This window comes from Arthrobacter sp. Soil782, from assembly GCF_001428435.1.
GTDB classification, from domain to species: Bacteria; Actinomycetota; Actinomycetes; order Actinomycetales; family Micrococcaceae; genus Arthrobacter_D; species Arthrobacter_D parietis.
The window spans coordinates 580953-595616 of sequence record NZ_LMSO01000009.1 but is presented as its reverse complement, the minus strand read 5'-3'; the positions used below and the strand labels follow the sequence as shown (position 1 = coordinate 595616).

Sequence of the window (14664 nt, the reverse complement as noted above, 5' to 3'; positions counted from 1 at the left end):
GGGTATGCCTACGTGCCATAATCTGTGAATTTCCTCCTGCACCCATTATCGGATGCGAAACTCACACAGTCACCGGACTCCTACCCGGGGACCCAACCAAGACGTCTACTCCGGCAGAATCGGGGGCTACTCAATGGACTCCCGGATGAAATCCTCGCTGGCGGTCGCGGCGTTGGAGAACGCCGTACGGGCACGCCGCCCGGCAGGGACGGTGGTGCATTCAGATCGCGGCTCCCAGTTCCGGTCACGGCGCTTCGTGGAATCGCTGCGTCATCACGGGCTGACCGGTTCGATGGGCAGGGTCGGTGCATGCGGATAACGCCGCGATGGAGTCCTTCTTTTCGCTACTGCAGAAGGAACGTCCTTGATCGTCAACGCTGGCTCAAACGACGAGGTCTGCGCTCGGCGATGACGGCCTGGATCGAGCAGTCCTACCACCGCCGCCGACGGCAGCGGCGACTGGGAAACTCACGCCCATATGAAACAATTAACCGGTCCGCTCACATAGCGACGGCCTGAGACCCCGAGTCAACAAAAGCCGGGGCAGTCACACCCGATTTGCGAGAGGGCTAGATCGCCACTTCTCTCAGTCAGCCGGTCGGCAGTATGTAAAGCGGGGGGAGACCCGTCTGCCCCATGAGGTCATCTCTGCTCGGTTCGAAGAAGACTGGCACCGTCTCAAGCGCAATGTCCGGCTACCACTCCAGCTGCGTCGTAAGCTGGCTCCGGTCATGATCACGATGAAAACAACGCATGTTGTGGAAGCGCTGGGGCGGCCCTGTCTTGAGAAATAACGTCAGACTCCGCGATATAGCTTCTGATCAAGAGCTTCCAGCCGCTTTGGCGTCTGATACGAGTCGTGCGAGCTCTGAGAGGCTGCGCTGCACGCCATCGTGGTGGTCCCCCGAGTACTCGACGGTAGTTACCCCATAAGCATTCTTCAGAAGATTTCGTTGTGTAGGAGATGTTTTGGTGGAAGCCAGCAGGTAGTGACCGGGCCGACTCCCCTTGGCGCCGAATTGGTTCTCAAGTATCAGGCGCAAGTCCGGATCATCTAAGCTATATCCAATGAATAGCGCGGTTCTCGTGAGTAGAAGCGCTTCCAAGGTGTCCAGAGTATTTCGTCCGTTCCTACGCAGGCGAGTGAAATCCATGCGGGTGAGCACCATATTCGATGGGTTGTCAACGCTTCCGTGCAGTTTGAGCAGAAGGTGTTTTCCTTGCCTCACGTGAGAGGCAACGTCTTCCTGCTCATAAGTAAGTGTTTTATAGCCTGATTGAAAATGGCGTTCCAAAATCTTGTCGTAATTCGTGGTTACGATTATGCGTGGAAACAGATCCGATATTATGTCATGTAGGTCATTTTTTTGGAAGACGGAATGGGCCTCTTGCCCCCCGTCGGTTAGTCGTGCGATTTCTGACCGGAAGTCGTCGAGCCGGCCCTTTGCCTCGCAATGATTTTCGAGTAGCTCTGCCGCCAACAGCAGGTCGCCAGTACGAATGGCTCGATTCACATCTCGGCTAACAGTCGCATTGTTGGTAGCAAACTTATCTCGTAGCGCTTCCAGGAGGCCTCTCCATCGCGGTGGTTTCTGCCCACTCGCATTCTCGCTGTTGCTCGAAAGTCCTGCCCCAATGAATAAGACATAGTCTTGGTGTGCAATTCGATCAATCAAGGCCTCCGACCATTCGGGGGTAATCAGGCGAGCCATCAGTGCTGACCCTCCACAATCTCGAGGTTCTTGATGAGCTGAGCCCCGATGTCCTGCAGTTGGCTCCGATACTTTGCTTGCTGGCTTATCTGGGCCCCCTTCAAGCCGTCCGAAGGCAGGAGTGCGGAGATCGGCGCGTGGCGAGCTTGTGCTAGCGGCACCATGGCAAACATGTGCGGAACGATGCCTAAATCCAGATGCAGGTTGAGAGCCCGGCGCGAATCCTGATGCGGCTGTGAGGACAAGGCGGCCAGCTTCCTCGCTTTTGTTGGTATCTGTTTCTTATATCTGTCGTAGGCATTAACATTTCTACGTTGTCCACCGCTGATAGTTTTTGACACATACTGTTGGATCGTGAATCCGAGATAGGTCGCCTCTAGCCCAGATCCTCTAGGGAAAAATTCTTCCGACTCATTCTCAAATTCATCCCGAACGCTAGCTAAACCGTTGGTGTACTTCTTGGCCCATTTTCTGATCCACTCGCCGATATTGTCGATAGCGAATAGGCTGAAAAGATCTGCTGCGGTTGGCGTCACGAAATAATCTGTGCCGATCAGCACGGTGCGGTTCAATGCTCCCAGACTTGGGCCAGCGTCGAGAATCACCAAATCATAATCCATTGCTCCACGCACAAGCTCAGCAACCCAATGGGTCCGTCGTCCACCACCGAGGTCACCGCTCACAAATGATTCCCAAGATGAGCTGAACGTATCTTCTAGAATCGCGAGAGATGGATGACCGGGCAGAACATCGACTTCGAATCGCTCGCTTCGTACCGGCTCGTATGTGCGATCGACGCCCGAATCACCGCGCCGGATCCATCGCAGAGCATGCAGAATCGACCTCTTATCGTCCTTCAGGGAAAGGTCACCGTAGAGTTCATCCCATTGCGTATCAGACAGTAGAAGTTGCGTCGCGTTGCACTGCGGGTCAAGGTCGACCACGAGCACTCGTCGATTGGCTTCTTTCGACAGATAATAGGCCATATTGCACGCGAGCGTGGTTTTGCCGACGCCTCCCTTGTTATTGATGAAAGCGAGGGATTTCGGCTGATTCATTTGCAATCCTTCGTATGTTGTGCTGCGCTTTGTGGACGTCACTTGCGAGATGGAAAGTTGTCCAGTTGCACTGATCCTATCTATAAGCAGGGGACAAACTTGTGAGTCGGTTCCTCTACTCGAACGGGCAGACCGAGGAGAAGACCGAGGTCTGTGCCCGTAGCGCGTGGTCGGGCTTCGGCATCAATCGGGACTGCCGCACCAACCGTCCTATTCCCGACTGCGTCGAGCGTGCCGTGTGTGCTCGCCGACAGCTCACCCGAGGCGGCAGAGCAGATTGGCATGGCGATCAAGGTGTCGCGCGAGTTGGATGCGTTCGGACTTGATTGAGGCGTTGGACCCAGCGGAACGCTAGTTCAGTGGCACAACGTGCCACTACGCGCGCCCAGGGTTACCCGAAACGACTAAGGTTCTGGCCGACTTTGAACTGCAGGTGAGCCCGATTCCGTTACGCGTCGACCTCGTCCAGCTCAAGCGAATGCTCAGCGTCCGCCGGGACTTCGTCTACGACGTCTGCGTCCGCTTCGCCGAGACTCGCGAGATACTCGTTTCGCACGTCCGCAAGCGATCGGGTGGTGCCCACGACGCCCCAAAAGGCCCATCCGTTTACTTCGGTCTGTGTTATCGATCGCGCCGCGCCGGTTGGGGTGTCATAGCCAACGCCGTTGACGAACACTCGTCCATCCTGTGCGACCGCAGCTTCCGCGCCCTGATACGCTGCAGATAGCGCGCTCAACTTCGCGCCCACCTCGAGCCACCCGGACGAAACTAGCAGAGCGAGGTCGACCATCACCGTAGTTGCGGGCGCGGTTGAATGACTACGGAGCCCGACGTGCCCCGCAGGAGCAGGCCAAATGTTGAGAATTTGTTCGATCATCTGATTGGTACGAGCGATTATTTCCCTCTCGCTCCACGATCCCTCTCCTGCGATTCTCATAGCGTCCTTGGTGATGAGCACATCATCGGAATTTAGGAAGTGATCGCGCTTCGTTCGCCAAGGCCCATTGGACACTTTGCTGTTGAGCGATTGAGTGACGATGGTGAGGTTACCGAGCTGCTGGATCGTCCGGTCACGCTCGGCTTCCTGATCTTCCGTCAGCTCGGCGGGCCAGTGCTTTCGCCATTTTTGGGGCATCAGGTGCTCTATAGTCGCCCTACTTCGTACGATCGGCCCCATGGCTAGTTGGCGCCCATCGGGGTAGCCGCGCTTATGATCTTCCAGTGCTTCCAGAACCATACGAAGGCGACCTTTCAGGTACCGCCAGTAGGCTGGAGCTCCGATTAGGGCTTCTCTCACCTCGTCATCCCCCGGCCAGTAGCCCCACGCAGTGTGGTTGGCGAGCAAGTAGGCCTCGACCTCAGCGGCGAGCTGTACCTTCGGCTTCTTGCTCAGGTACTGCAAAAGGTCCACTATGAATCGGTTGGACCCCTGCGACTGTGCTTTCACAAGTGCCCGACGAACGAACCAGCTTTCAAGCGTCGCTAGGATCCGCTCTCGATCGGCGTTCGGTACAACGGACTGCTCTGACTCGTCGAGCCAAATAAGCAGAGGGCGCGCAATCTCGGAATCCAATGTGCCAACGCGGTATCCGAATAGCTCGACGCGGGTGAGCGGTCCGTTCTGCGTCTGAGCCCCCTCAATGATCGCGCGATAGCGATCTGCCGCCGTCTTGATTTGCGGTAGTAGCAGGCCTATGTCCTTCGCGACAGTGTTCACGTAGTGCTTGAACTGCGTGAACACCTCACGAATTGGGAAATCGGTCAAGGTACGTGCGGTGAGCCACTGCCACAAGAAGAGGGAGGCGCGCGAGTTCTTGATGCGGCCAGTCGTAACCTCTGCTTCCCACCAGGGAGTTTCGAAGTCGGCCCAGTATTTGAGATAGGTGGACTCGGCATTTGTCGCACCATTTGGGATGTTCTGGAATATGAAGTTCTTAATTAGGTCAGCAGCAGAAAGAGGAGTGCCTCGAGCGTTTAGAGTTTCGAAAATGGCCTGTGCATCCTCATTGGCGTCGAGACGAATGCTCGCAATTTCGAGCCGGTCCATGATGGTCGCAACCAACATCCGGCCGCGTCGTTCGGCGTTATCGCCGTCGCCAATCCACGACGCCATCGCCTCCGCGAAGAACTTGTGGGCGTCAGCTAGACGCGACTTTGGAATACCCGAGTAATCCACGGGTGACTGTGCAGACATGACTGCAGTGAAGCCTTCACGGTCACGGTTCGTCGGCCACAACTTGTAGCGATCGTGCTCTTGTTCGCGATATGCGGGGGGATTCTCAACGAGGGGCTCAATCTGCTCCGAAAGGGCAGTCCATCCGTGCCGAATAAGCTCGGCGTGAAGAGCATCTAGCAGCAGCTGCAGGGTTGTAAGACGCTGCTGACCGTCGATGACGTTCCAAGCAGGGAGACTGCCGAGAGTGGTGGGGACTTGCTGGATAACGATCGCGCCGAGGAAGTGAGTTGCATCCGGAACGTGTTCTGAGATGACGTCTATCAGGCGCACAATGTCCTGCCATAGTGGCTCCCATTGAGTTTCCCTCGACCAGACGTAGGGGCGTTGGAATAGAGGCACGACTAAGCGTGTCGGGTTATAGAAGACATCCTTAGGCTTGACGACGTCCGTCTTCATTTGCGGCCTCCCCTTTCGTTGGAATGTCTCTGGATCACCACTGAGCGATGCCCACGACCACCGGGCGTTTCTCGAATGGTCGGTTTCGTTCCCCGAACGCTTGTAATGGTGTGCGGATGCGCCACCTCGCGAAATTGGCGGATGGTGGAGATTCCAATTAAGAGTCTAGGCGTACTAAGTCGCCAAAGCTGAAAGCCTTTCCCGCCGTACAGGCACCCCGCCTCGCCTGTCCGACACCATCCATACCGTGTGCCTCAGATCGTAGAGCGGCTAAGCCTCAGCCGGTCGGTCGGTTGCACCTACTGGGGGATTGCTCGCCTGCAAGGCTGCTGGGTGTCCGCCGTTTGAGCCGGCCCCCAACCATTTGATCAGTGAGTCCTCCAACCCCGCCGGAGTTCCGCCTCCCGTCCAGGCCACATGCCCGTCGGGCCGGATCAACAGTGCGGTAGGAGCATTGACCGGACCGATCACCGGGAGGTTCCATTCGCCGTCGTACGTGGCGTTCACTAACTGCACCCGGTCCACCCATCGGCCCACATTGATACATGCTGGCTCGCCGAGATTGAGAAGCACTGGACGGGCGTTGTGCAGGAGTGTAAACAAGCGAATTGGGCCTTCGGCGGTGATGATGCCGAGGTCGGGCATGCGGCGTCCGAGCAGCGGGTGCCCGTCACCGAGGTCGTAGTGGACGTCCAGTCCGGAGATGAGTCCTGCCAGCCGCTTGCGGGCCTCATCAATCGTGAGCAGGTCGGCGACCGTGTCGGCCAGCGCTGTGACACGCGGGTCAGCTTTTTGCATGAGTGCCTGGGCCATCGTGTGCTTCAGCGCGCGGGCACCGACGGGGTGCCGCTCGGAGTGATAGGTGTCCAGCAGGCTGTCCGGTGCGGTGCCCTTGACCACCTGCGCGAGCTTCCAGCCGAGGTTCACGGCGTCCTGGATCCCGAGTCCAATACCCTGCCCGCTCGACGGCGAGTGGATGTGCGCGGCGTCGCCTGCCAGCAGCACGCGGCCGCTGCGGTAGGCCGCGGCCTGGCGGGTGGCGTCGGTGAAACGCGAGATCCACGTCGGGGAGTGGACGCCGAAGCCGGTGTCGTAGATGTCGGTCAGTGCCGTGGAGAGATCAGCGAGGGTTGGCTCGGTCGCCGGTCCGAGCTGGTTCTCCGTCACGACTACCCGGGTTGTTCGCCCGTCCTCCATCAGGTGCAGGCCGTGCACGCCCACCTCGTCGATGCGCATTCCCGAGGGCGTTTCCTCGGTCACCTCGACCTCGGCGATCAGGCTGCTCCTCGTCGCATCCCAGCCGGGGAAGTCGATGCCGGCTACCTTGCGCACTGCGCTACGTCCACCGTCGGCTCCGATCAGATACTGCGCGCGCATCTGCCTGCCGTCGCTGAGATGCACGTCGACGCCGTCGTCGTCCTGCACGAAGCCGGTCACCTCCAGCCCGCTATGGACCGGCACACCGAGCTCCTCGATCCAGCCGGCCAGAATCCGCTCGATGTGGTTCTGCCACAAGCCAAGCGTGTACGGGTGGCGCGTAGGGAAGTCGCTCATATCCAGCACCGTGGTCCCGAAGAAGGCCGCCTGGACGGGCTGGCCCTCGGCGAGGAACCGGTCGGCGATGCCGCGTTGGTCGAGGATTTCGATGGTCCGCGAGTGGAAGCCGCCGGCACGGGAGCCCACCAGTTCCGACGTCGGGCGGCGCTCGATGATCGTCGCGTCCACTCCAGCCAGGGCGAGCTCACCGGCCAACATCATCCCGGTTGGACCGCCTCCGGCGATGATCACGTCAGCCATTCCAACCTCGCCTCTTGGTGCTTTTTACGGTGCATCGTTCGGGTGCATCCGAGCCAGTGTGAGGCATGACCGGGGTCTTGCCGCAAGCCCCCTTGCCAGCGGTACATTGGAGATGGAAGGACCAGCGAACGCTTCCCGCATCTCCCTTCTCACTCACCGGTTGTAAGTCCCGTCCACGGGCATAGAATCGTGCTCAAGCCAGACGTAAGTGAGAGCAGTCACAGTCCCAGAGCAAGGGGTCAGGCCATGAGTGTGTTCCGCACCAAATCCATCGAGCAGTCCATTCGCGACACGGAGGAGCCGGGACACCAGCTCAAGAAAAGCCTGGGTGCGCTCGACCTCATCGTCTTCGGTGTCGGCGTGTGCATCGGCGCCGGAATCTTTGTGCTCACCGGCCAAGCCGCTGGCGCGAACGCAGGTCCCGCCGTCGCGCTTTCCTTCCTTATTGCCGGGATTGTGGCCGGGCTGAGTGCCATTTGCTACGCCGAACTGGCCTCGACCGTTCCCGTGGCCGGCAGCGCCTACACCTTCTCGTTTGCGACGCTTGGCGAGCTGGTGGCCTTCATCATCGGATGGGACCTCGTTCTGGAGTTCACGGTTGGCTCCGCCGCTCTGGCTACGTCCTTCAGCCAGTACCTCGGCGTCGTGCTGCAGGACACCCCGTTCGCGATTCCTGAAGCCATTGCCTCTGTGGATACGGGAGTGATGAACCTGCCGGCCGGGCTGCTCATCCTCGGGCTGACCGTCGTGCTCATGACCGGAATCAAGCTCTCCAGCCGCATCAATCAGGTCGTCACGGCGATCAAGGTGGCTGTGGTGCTGCTGGTGATCATCGTCGGACTCTTCTTCATCAACGTGGCCAACTGGTCGCCGTTCATTCCGCCAAGCGAGGGCACTGCACCTTCCGAGGCCGGGGTCCTCGACGTGCCGCTGGTGGAGACCCTCTTCCGGCTCGAGCCCACGGTGTATGGACTGGGCGGCGTGTTTGCGGCGGCGGCTCTGGTGTTCTTCGCGTTCATCGGGTTCGACGTCATCGCCACCACCGCGGAGGAAACCCGCAACCCGCAGCGCGACCTGCCGATCGGCATCCTCGGCTCACTCGCCATCGTCACCGTGCTCTACATGGCGGTGTCGCTGATCATCACCGGGATCCGCCCCTATACCGACATCGATCCGGCCGACGGCGCCCCGCTGGCGACAGCCTTTACCGCCGTCGGCGTCACCTGGATGGGCAACGTGGTGGCAATCGGTGCGTGTATCGGCCTCATCGTCGTCGCCATGATTCTTCTGCTCGGACAGACACGGGTGGGCTTCGCTATGAGCCGCGACCGTCTCTTGCCTCCGGCGCTGGGCGCGGTGCATCCGAAGTTCGGGACGCCCTACCGGTTCACGCTGCTGGCCGGCATCATCATCGCGATCATCGCCACCTTCGTGCCGCTGTCTACGCTTGCCGAACTGGTCAATATCGGTACCCTGTTCGCGTTCATGCTGGTTGCGCTCGGCGTGATCATCCTGCGTCGAACACGACCCGACCTGAAGCGGTCCTTCCGCGTTCCGTTCGTGCCGGTGCTGCCGATCATCGCCATCGCCCTGTGCTTCTTCCTCATGCTCAACCTCACGGGCGGGACCTGGCTCCGGTTCTTCGTCTGGATGGCGATCGGCCTCGCGGTGTACTTCCTGTACTCGCGGAAGCGCAGCATCATGGTCACGGGCGGTCCCGGCTACAACGCCGGGATGCCGGAGCAGCAGCGGTAGCCCGACGTCGGACTCGGGGGAGCGGGAGTTGTGCCTAAAGATGAGCATGACAGGTAGTCCCGGTCTATTTCGTTGAGGACCCCTTGCGACATGGTTCGGCGGTTCGAACGGAATCTTCATCTGCCTGACGACCACCAATTGACCGCAACATGTCGGTGATAGTTCAGGAGTTACTCAGTTTTTCAGCAAAATTGACACATCGAACATTGCCCAGTCTCCACAGCGAAAGGAGTACTGATCGCGTATGGCACCGATGATTTTCCTTGTACTGACGCGGATTTATGCTCAGTACACAGGCTAGGCGCCACTCAATATTGAGAAATTGAGCATCTAATGGTTCTGTCACTATAGGACTATGACAACTCCAGAGTCCTCGGGGGCAGGCTCACAGCAGACTTCGCCCCATCAGCCACAGCAATCTCCTTTCGCGCAGCAGGGTCACGGCGGGTCGACGCAGACGCTCCCGCATCAGCCGGAGAAGGCGAAGAAGCAGCGCAACGTCCTCGGACTTATTGCCCTCATCACGGCGATTGTCGGCTTCATCTTCGCCTGTATCCCTGGCGCCCTCATCATTGGCTGGATTTTGCTGCCAATCGCCTTCATCTTGGCTCTCGTCTCCCTCTTCATGAAGGACAAGGCCAAGGGAATGGGCATCGCCGCCCTCATCATCTCGATCGTCGGAACGATCGTAGGGTTCATCGTCTTCTTTGCCGTCGTTTCGGCATCGGTCGACGATGCATTCGGTAGCGGTGACACGACCATCGTCGAACCTTCTGCTGATGCACCCGCCGCGGACGCGGTGGTCGAAGAGGAAGCAGCCGAGGAACAGCCGGCAGCAGCTGCCGAGGGCACGCGTGAGAACCCATACCCGATTGGCTCGGTCATCGAGAATGACGAGTGGCGCGTGGTGGTCAACTCGGTCACACTTGCCGCTACGGATGCCGTCATGGGATCCAACGAGTTCAATGAGGCGCCTGCAGAGGGATCCGAGTACGCTCTGGTGAACTACTCTGCGACCTACCTCGGCGATGACCCGAACGGGCAGATGCCTGCACTTGGTGTGTCACTGGCGTACGTGACCGCGGACGGTACGACTGTCAATGCTTTCGACTCACTCGCTGTCGCGCCGGAAGCCATCGACACTACGAGCGCTCTCTACACAGATGGCACCGCAACAGGCAATGTGGCATTCGCGGTGCCGACAGCCTCGGCTGGCGAAGGCGTCCTCGCCGTCACGCCGGGGATGCTCGCTGACAAGGTATTCGTCGCCGTCAAGTAAGTAAGAAGCTAGGTTCAAGGGCCCGAGCATGGTTTCGTACCGTGCTCGGGCCCTTCACCTTTTGGCTCGAGCGATGCTTCCCGACCGCTGATCACTTGGATACACCGGTGACAACCCTGCAGATCGTCGAGGTCGGCGGCGTCGTGCTGCACCGGTACGAGTACACCGCCACCGGGCGCACCTACCGCAACGTCGAAGCCACCCGAGTCAAGAACGGAGTCGTACACGAGGTCGAGGTGTACTTCGGGGGAGCCGTCTAATCAGAAATCTCCAAGGCCGCGGGTGATTACTGGGAGGCACCCACTCACCTGATCGGAGCCCATCATGGCATCGGTACTCGTTTGTTCCTGCTCCGTCACCGGGCATGTTGTCCCGATGCTCGCGGTCGCCGCCGGCCTGGTGAACCGCGGCCACTCGGTCCGCTTCCTCACCGGCCAACGCTTCGCTGAGCGCGTTGCCGCTACGGGTGCCACCTTCCTGCCGCTGCCACCCGAGACCGACTTCGACGAAACCAACCAGGACGAAGAATTCCCCGGGAAGGCGGGCCTCAAAGGCCCGACTGGGATCCGATACGACCTCACCAACATTTTCATGCGCCCCGGTAAACATCAGTACGACGCCGTGCAGGCCGCCATTGCAGAAACACCCACCGACGCGGTGCTATCCGAGGCGCTCTTCATGGGCGTCGCCCTGCTGCTCAACACGCCACGGGCACAGCGCCCAACGGTCATCAACTGCGGCATCGTGCCCTTGAGTCTTGCCAGCCGTGACACCGCACCCTTCGGCCTCGGCATACCGCCGATGCGTGGACCAATCGGTCGCTTCCGGAACCGCGCACTCAAAGGAGTGACCGAGCAAGTCATCTTCGCGCCGGTGCAGAAGTACGCTGACCAAGTTGCGTGCGACGCAACAGGCAAACCATTCCCCGGCTTCTTCATGAATTGGCCGCGGCATGCGGACATCCTTGTCCAGTTCGGCGTACCCGAGTTCGAGTACCCACGCTCCGACCTACCCGATCACGTCCACTTCGTTGGTCCGGTGTCCCAAAGCGGAGGGCGGGACACCGCCGATATTGTGCTGCCCGAATGGTGGGGAGACCTCGATTCAGGGCGACCGGTCGTCCACGTCACCCAGGGCACCGTCGCCAACCGCGACTACGACGACCTCATCCGTCCCACGATCGACGGACTCGCGAACGACGACGTCTTCGTGGTTGTCAGCACCGGCGGACGGCCCGAAGACACACTTCCAGGACCGTTGCCCGCGAACGTCCGGGTCTCCTCTTACCTCCCGTATGACGAGCTCCTACCCAAGACCAGCGTCGTCGTCACGAACGGTGGGTACGGGGGAGTGCAGTTCGCCCTGCGTCACGGGGTCCCGCTCGTCGTCGCCGGCCAGTCGGAGGAGAAAGCCGAAGTCACCGCCCGGGTCGCGTGGTCGGGAACCGGGATCAATCTGCGCACCAAAGGAGCCAAGCCCGACGACGTCGCGAAGGCCGTGCGCAAGGTCCTCGCTGAACCGTCCTACCGGCAGCACGCCCAGCGTATCGGCAAGGCGATCAAGGAGTCACGCGGTGTTGATGCGCTGGTGGATCTGGTGGAGGCATCCTCAACAGTGACGTAGTGCAGCCCCGACGCGCGGCAATCCCGTCACGAAGGCCCGATACCCCTATAACGCCGGATATGCTTCCTTGATTATTACAGGAGCGATGTCGCTCAATTCAGGGGGAACAGTGCAAGGTCTCAACTTCACCGCGATCGATTTCGAAACAGCGAACAGCAATCGCGGATCCGTCTGCGCAGTTGGATTGACGAAGGTGCAGGGCGGCGCCGTTGTTGACTCGGCGTCATGGTTGATCAAACCACCGGCGTCTATGGGTCACTTCAACCCAAGGAACATCTCGGTTCACGGCATTCAGGCTAGCGACGTTGTCGGGGCAGCGAAGTGGAAAGCGAGCCTGGATCGCATCCTGGCTTTTGCTGGTAGCGACGTGCTGGTTGCTCACAACGCTTCGTTCGACCGGTCCGTCCTACGGAACGCATGTACCGAGTCAGGTTTCGAACCGCCCGAGCTCACTTTCCACTGTTCAGTGGACCTCGCCAGACGTGTGCTCGAGCTCGAAAACAACAAACTGCCCAGTGTCGCAAAAGCTCTCGGTCTAGCTCCATTCCAGCATCATCACGCAGGTGCTGACTCTGCTGTTTGTGCTCAAGCCGTGATTGCTGTCGCACGAACTCATGCCCTGCATACCGTCGATGAGTTGTGGCCGACGGTACGCCCAACCGGTTCCATTGCCTCCGCTCGATACCAGCGGACACCTGCCCTGGCTGAGCTTCCGCAACCCAACCTCGCTGCTGATCCTACTCATCCGCTGTATGGGCAGGTTGTTGTATTCACTGGCGACCTGATCACGCTCGAACGCGGCGAAGCTATGCAGCTCGTGGCCAACTCTGGCGCTATGAATGGCAAAGGGATCACCAAGAAGACCACCATGCTCGTCATCGGTCAGCAGGACGTGAATGCAGATTCCGTTGCCATCTCCCAACGGAGTGGAAAAGAGCGGAAGGCGTTGCAGTACATCGAGTCTGGTCAGGACATCCGCGCTGTCAGCGAGAAGGAGCTGTTGCGCTGGTTGCAGCTGCAAGCGCCAGCACCGAGGCAAGAACGCCCAGGCGTTGCCGCAGCGCTGCCAGAGCCGGTCGTCTCCGATCAGCGAAGCAGCGCACTGGAGGAGACGGCAGGCAAACTCGGAACGGTTGTCATGGGCATCGTGAAATGGATGGGAAGCAATCGCCGATGAAGGAAGACCGAAGAGTGATGGTGCCGCCAAGGTAATAGCGTTACGGACCCTATGAATATTGAGGTTTAGCAGATGACAGACACAGATTCGACGACCGACAATTCCGGCCCCGAGAACTCCTCGGAAGTGCGGAGCCAGGGCACAATCCTTCGACTTGTTGATGCAGCGCTCACCATGCAGGTGCCCGCTGCCACCGCCTACGTCGATGGGCTTCGAGCGAAGCACCCTGAAGCCACGCCGAAGGAACTTCTGAAGAAGCTAAACAGACGGTTTCTGACTGCAACGTCCGCAAGCGGGGCATCCGTCGGCGCCGCAGCTGCGGCACCAGGTGTTGGCACAGGAGTGAGTCTGGCGCTGTCCGCAGGCGAATCCGTAGTTTCGCTGGAAGCGACCGTCTTTTACGTGTTTGCTGTCGCGGCAGTCTACGACGTAAGTGTTCGAGACATTGAACGGCGACGCACCCTCCTCTTCGCAATCCTGCTCGGGAACAGCGCCGACCGCGTTGTGCACGACGTAGCGGGTAGAACAGGAAGGCACTGGGCCAAGGCAGCGATTGGGGCGATACCGATGGAGAGCATCCGACGAATCAACGGAGTGCTGGGGCACAATTTCGTGACGAAGTACGGCACGCGTCAGGGCGTACTTGTATTGGGTCGAACCATCCCGTTCGGACTGGGAGCCGCCATCGGCGGAGGAATGAACTATGCGATAGGGCAAGCAGTGGTGAAATCAACTGGTCGGGTCTTTGGGCCACCGCCCGAAACGTTTGAAGAACGCTGAACAGTAGGCGTCACCGTACAAGCGCGGACAACAGGGATGGGAGCACTCCTGAGAACGTCGCCAAGATGGTGCCGAACAACGCAAGCACCCAGCCAATGCGCCGTCGTCGTGCCTGGTTCACTGTGCGTGACACTTCGTAGAAGGCAGACTCCAGCCAGCGGCCGTCACTCTGGGGCTGCGGATTTTTGTGCCACGTTGCTGGTCGGGCCGCAGCGGCGCTCAGGATTGCGACCCGTTCCGGCGTCAGAACCTGCTTCCGACCGCGAAGGGAACGAATGAGCTCTCGCGGTGTGACTACGGCAATCTCGGGGTGCTTTTCACGCACTGTAAGACTCTTGGCCCCGACGACGACAACAACACCGTCTACGTGGATAGGGTGACCAACCGCGTCCGAGAGAAGCTTCGAAGCTCGTTTTGCTTCATACACGGCATTCGGAATGTGTCGCTGACGCTGGCCTGCCACCATGAGGGTGTTTTTCGCGGTCCAGACTGCCTGCCCGGCATGGCGTTTGGTGTTGACGGTGAACACCCCGCCCGGACCGATGAGCACGTGGTCAATGTCCGACGAACCCCGGCCCACTGGAACGGCATGTAGCACTGTCCACTCGGGGCCGAGCTGGGCTAACAGGGTGCCGACCTCGCGTTCACCCAGCGCGCCCCAGTACCAGGGTGCGCTCTCGGCACCGAGGGTCCGGGCGCCAAAGAAACGCCCTAGCGCGGAGCGGGGTGGATCCGAGCGATGAGCGGTGAGCAGTTCTTCGATTACTGAATGCCCAGGAATGCGCGCGGTCAACGAAGTGCTTTGCGTCGGTTGAGCTTGGGCAGGCAGTGGTTGAGCTTCATGCATTGTT

At 59.8% G+C, this 14664-nt stretch carries 11 protein-coding genes and 1 pseudogene; 7 read left to right on the top strand and 5 right to left on the bottom strand.

What is annotated here, in order from left to right; all coding sequences use genetic code 11:
* Positions 1–97: 97 nt before the first annotated feature.
* Positions 98–519, top strand: a pseudogene (locus tag ASH00_RS13420) (DDE-type integrase/transposase/recombinase); the annotation flags it as partial.
* A gap of 302 nt (positions 520–821) precedes the next feature.
* On the opposite strand, the gene ASH00_RS13415 reads toward ASH00_RS13420, so the two are convergent.
* From ASH00_RS13415 to ASH00_RS13400, 4 genes are all read right to left on the bottom strand, one after another.
* Positions 822–1712 (bottom strand): SIR2 family NAD-dependent protein deacylase, encoded by an 891-nt coding sequence (locus ASH00_RS13415; RefSeq protein ID WP_056549180.1) that lies wholly within the window; start codon positions 1710–1712, stop codon positions 822–824.
* The gene (locus ASH00_RS13410) at positions 1712–2770 is read right to left on the bottom strand and encodes a ParA family protein (RefSeq protein ID WP_056549178.1); all 1059 of its coding nucleotides are present in this window, start codon (positions 2768–2770) and stop codon (positions 1712–1714) included. Before ASH00_RS13410 ends, ASH00_RS13415 begins: the two co-directional genes overlap by 1 nt.
* 448 nt (positions 2771–3218) lie before the next feature.
* Positions 3219–5402: a GmrSD restriction endonuclease domain-containing protein gene (locus ASH00_RS13405; protein ID WP_056549175.1), complete on the bottom strand. Its 2184-nt coding sequence runs from the start codon at positions 5400–5402 to the stop codon at positions 3219–3221.
* Between the two features lie 270 nt (positions 5403–5672).
* Entirely contained in the window at positions 5673–7199 is a 1527-nt protein-coding gene (locus tag ASH00_RS13400) for an FAD-dependent monooxygenase (protein ID WP_082566129.1), read from the bottom strand.
* A gap of 246 nt (positions 7200–7445) precedes the next feature.
* On the opposite strand from ASH00_RS13400, the gene ASH00_RS13395 reads away from it, so the two are divergent.
* The 6 genes from ASH00_RS13395 (at position 7446) to ASH00_RS13375 (ending at position 13813) form a co-directional block, all read left to right on the top strand.
* A complete protein-coding gene (locus ASH00_RS13395) occupies positions 7446–8954 on the top strand; it encodes an amino acid permease (RefSeq protein ID WP_056549173.1) in 1509 nt (502 codons plus the stop codon).
* A gap of 355 nt (positions 8955–9309) precedes the next feature.
* Positions 9310–10233 (top strand): DUF308 domain-containing protein, encoded by a 924-nt coding sequence (locus ASH00_RS13390; protein ID WP_235563300.1) that lies wholly within the window; start codon positions 9310–9312, stop codon positions 10231–10233.
* Positions 10234–10340: 107 nt separating this feature from the next.
* Positions 10341–10493 carry a hypothetical protein gene (locus tag ASH00_RS16750; protein ID WP_157359123.1) on the top strand — a complete coding sequence of 51 codons (153 nt, stop codon included), beginning with the start codon at positions 10341–10343 and terminating at the stop codon, positions 10491–10493.
* Between the two features lie 64 nt (positions 10494–10557).
* Positions 10558–11856, top strand: a complete 1299-nt coding sequence (locus ASH00_RS13385; RefSeq protein WP_056549171.1) for a glycosyltransferase — start codon at positions 10558–10560, stop codon at positions 11854–11856.
* Between the two features lie 85 nt (positions 11857–11941).
* Positions 11942–13033: an exonuclease domain-containing protein gene (locus ASH00_RS13380; protein WP_056549169.1), complete on the top strand. Its 1092-nt coding sequence runs from the start codon at positions 11942–11944 to the stop codon at positions 13031–13033.
* A gap of 72 nt (positions 13034–13105) precedes the next feature.
* Positions 13106–13813 (top strand): hypothetical protein, encoded by a 708-nt coding sequence (locus tag ASH00_RS13375; RefSeq protein ID WP_056549167.1) that lies wholly within the window; start codon positions 13106–13108, stop codon positions 13811–13813.
* A gap of 10 nt (positions 13814–13823) precedes the next feature.
* On the opposite strand, the gene ASH00_RS13370 is transcribed toward ASH00_RS13375, so the two are convergent.
* Positions 13824–14606 (bottom strand): nuclease-related domain-containing protein, encoded by a 783-nt coding sequence (locus tag ASH00_RS13370; protein ID WP_235563299.1) that lies wholly within the window; start codon positions 14604–14606, stop codon positions 13824–13826.
* Positions 14607–14664: the final 58 nt, after the last annotated feature.

Bases quoted from the DNA above. Each gene is read 5' to 3' on its own strand.
- ASH00_RS13415 (WP_056549180.1), bottom strand. From the start codon at position 1,712: ATGGCTCGCCTGATTACCCCCGAATGGTCGGAGGCCTTGATTGATCGA.
- ASH00_RS13410 (WP_056549178.1), bottom strand. From the start codon at position 2,770: ATGAATCAGCCGAAATCCCTCGCTTTCATCAATAACAAGGGAGGCGTC.
- ASH00_RS13405 (WP_056549175.1), bottom strand. From the start codon at position 5,402: ATGAAGACGGACGTCGTCAAGCCTAAGGATGTCTTCTATAACCCGACA.
- ASH00_RS13400 (WP_082566129.1), bottom strand. From the start codon at position 7,199: ATGGCTGACGTGATCATCGCCGGAGGCGGTCCAACCGGGATGATGTTG.
- ASH00_RS13395 (WP_056549173.1), top strand. From the start codon at position 7,446: ATGAGTGTGTTCCGCACCAAATCCATCGAGCAGTCCATTCGCGACACG.
- ASH00_RS13390 (WP_235563300.1), top strand. From the start codon at position 9,310: ATGACAACTCCAGAGTCCTCGGGGGCAGGCTCACAGCAGACTTCGCCC.
- ASH00_RS13385 (WP_056549171.1), top strand. From the start codon at position 10,558: ATGGCATCGGTACTCGTTTGTTCCTGCTCCGTCACCGGGCATGTTGTC.
- ASH00_RS13380 (WP_056549169.1), top strand. From the start codon at position 11,942: ATGTCGCTCAATTCAGGGGGAACAGTGCAAGGTCTCAACTTCACCGCG.
- ASH00_RS13375 (WP_056549167.1), top strand. From the start codon at position 13,106: ATGACAGACACAGATTCGACGACCGACAATTCCGGCCCCGAGAACTCC.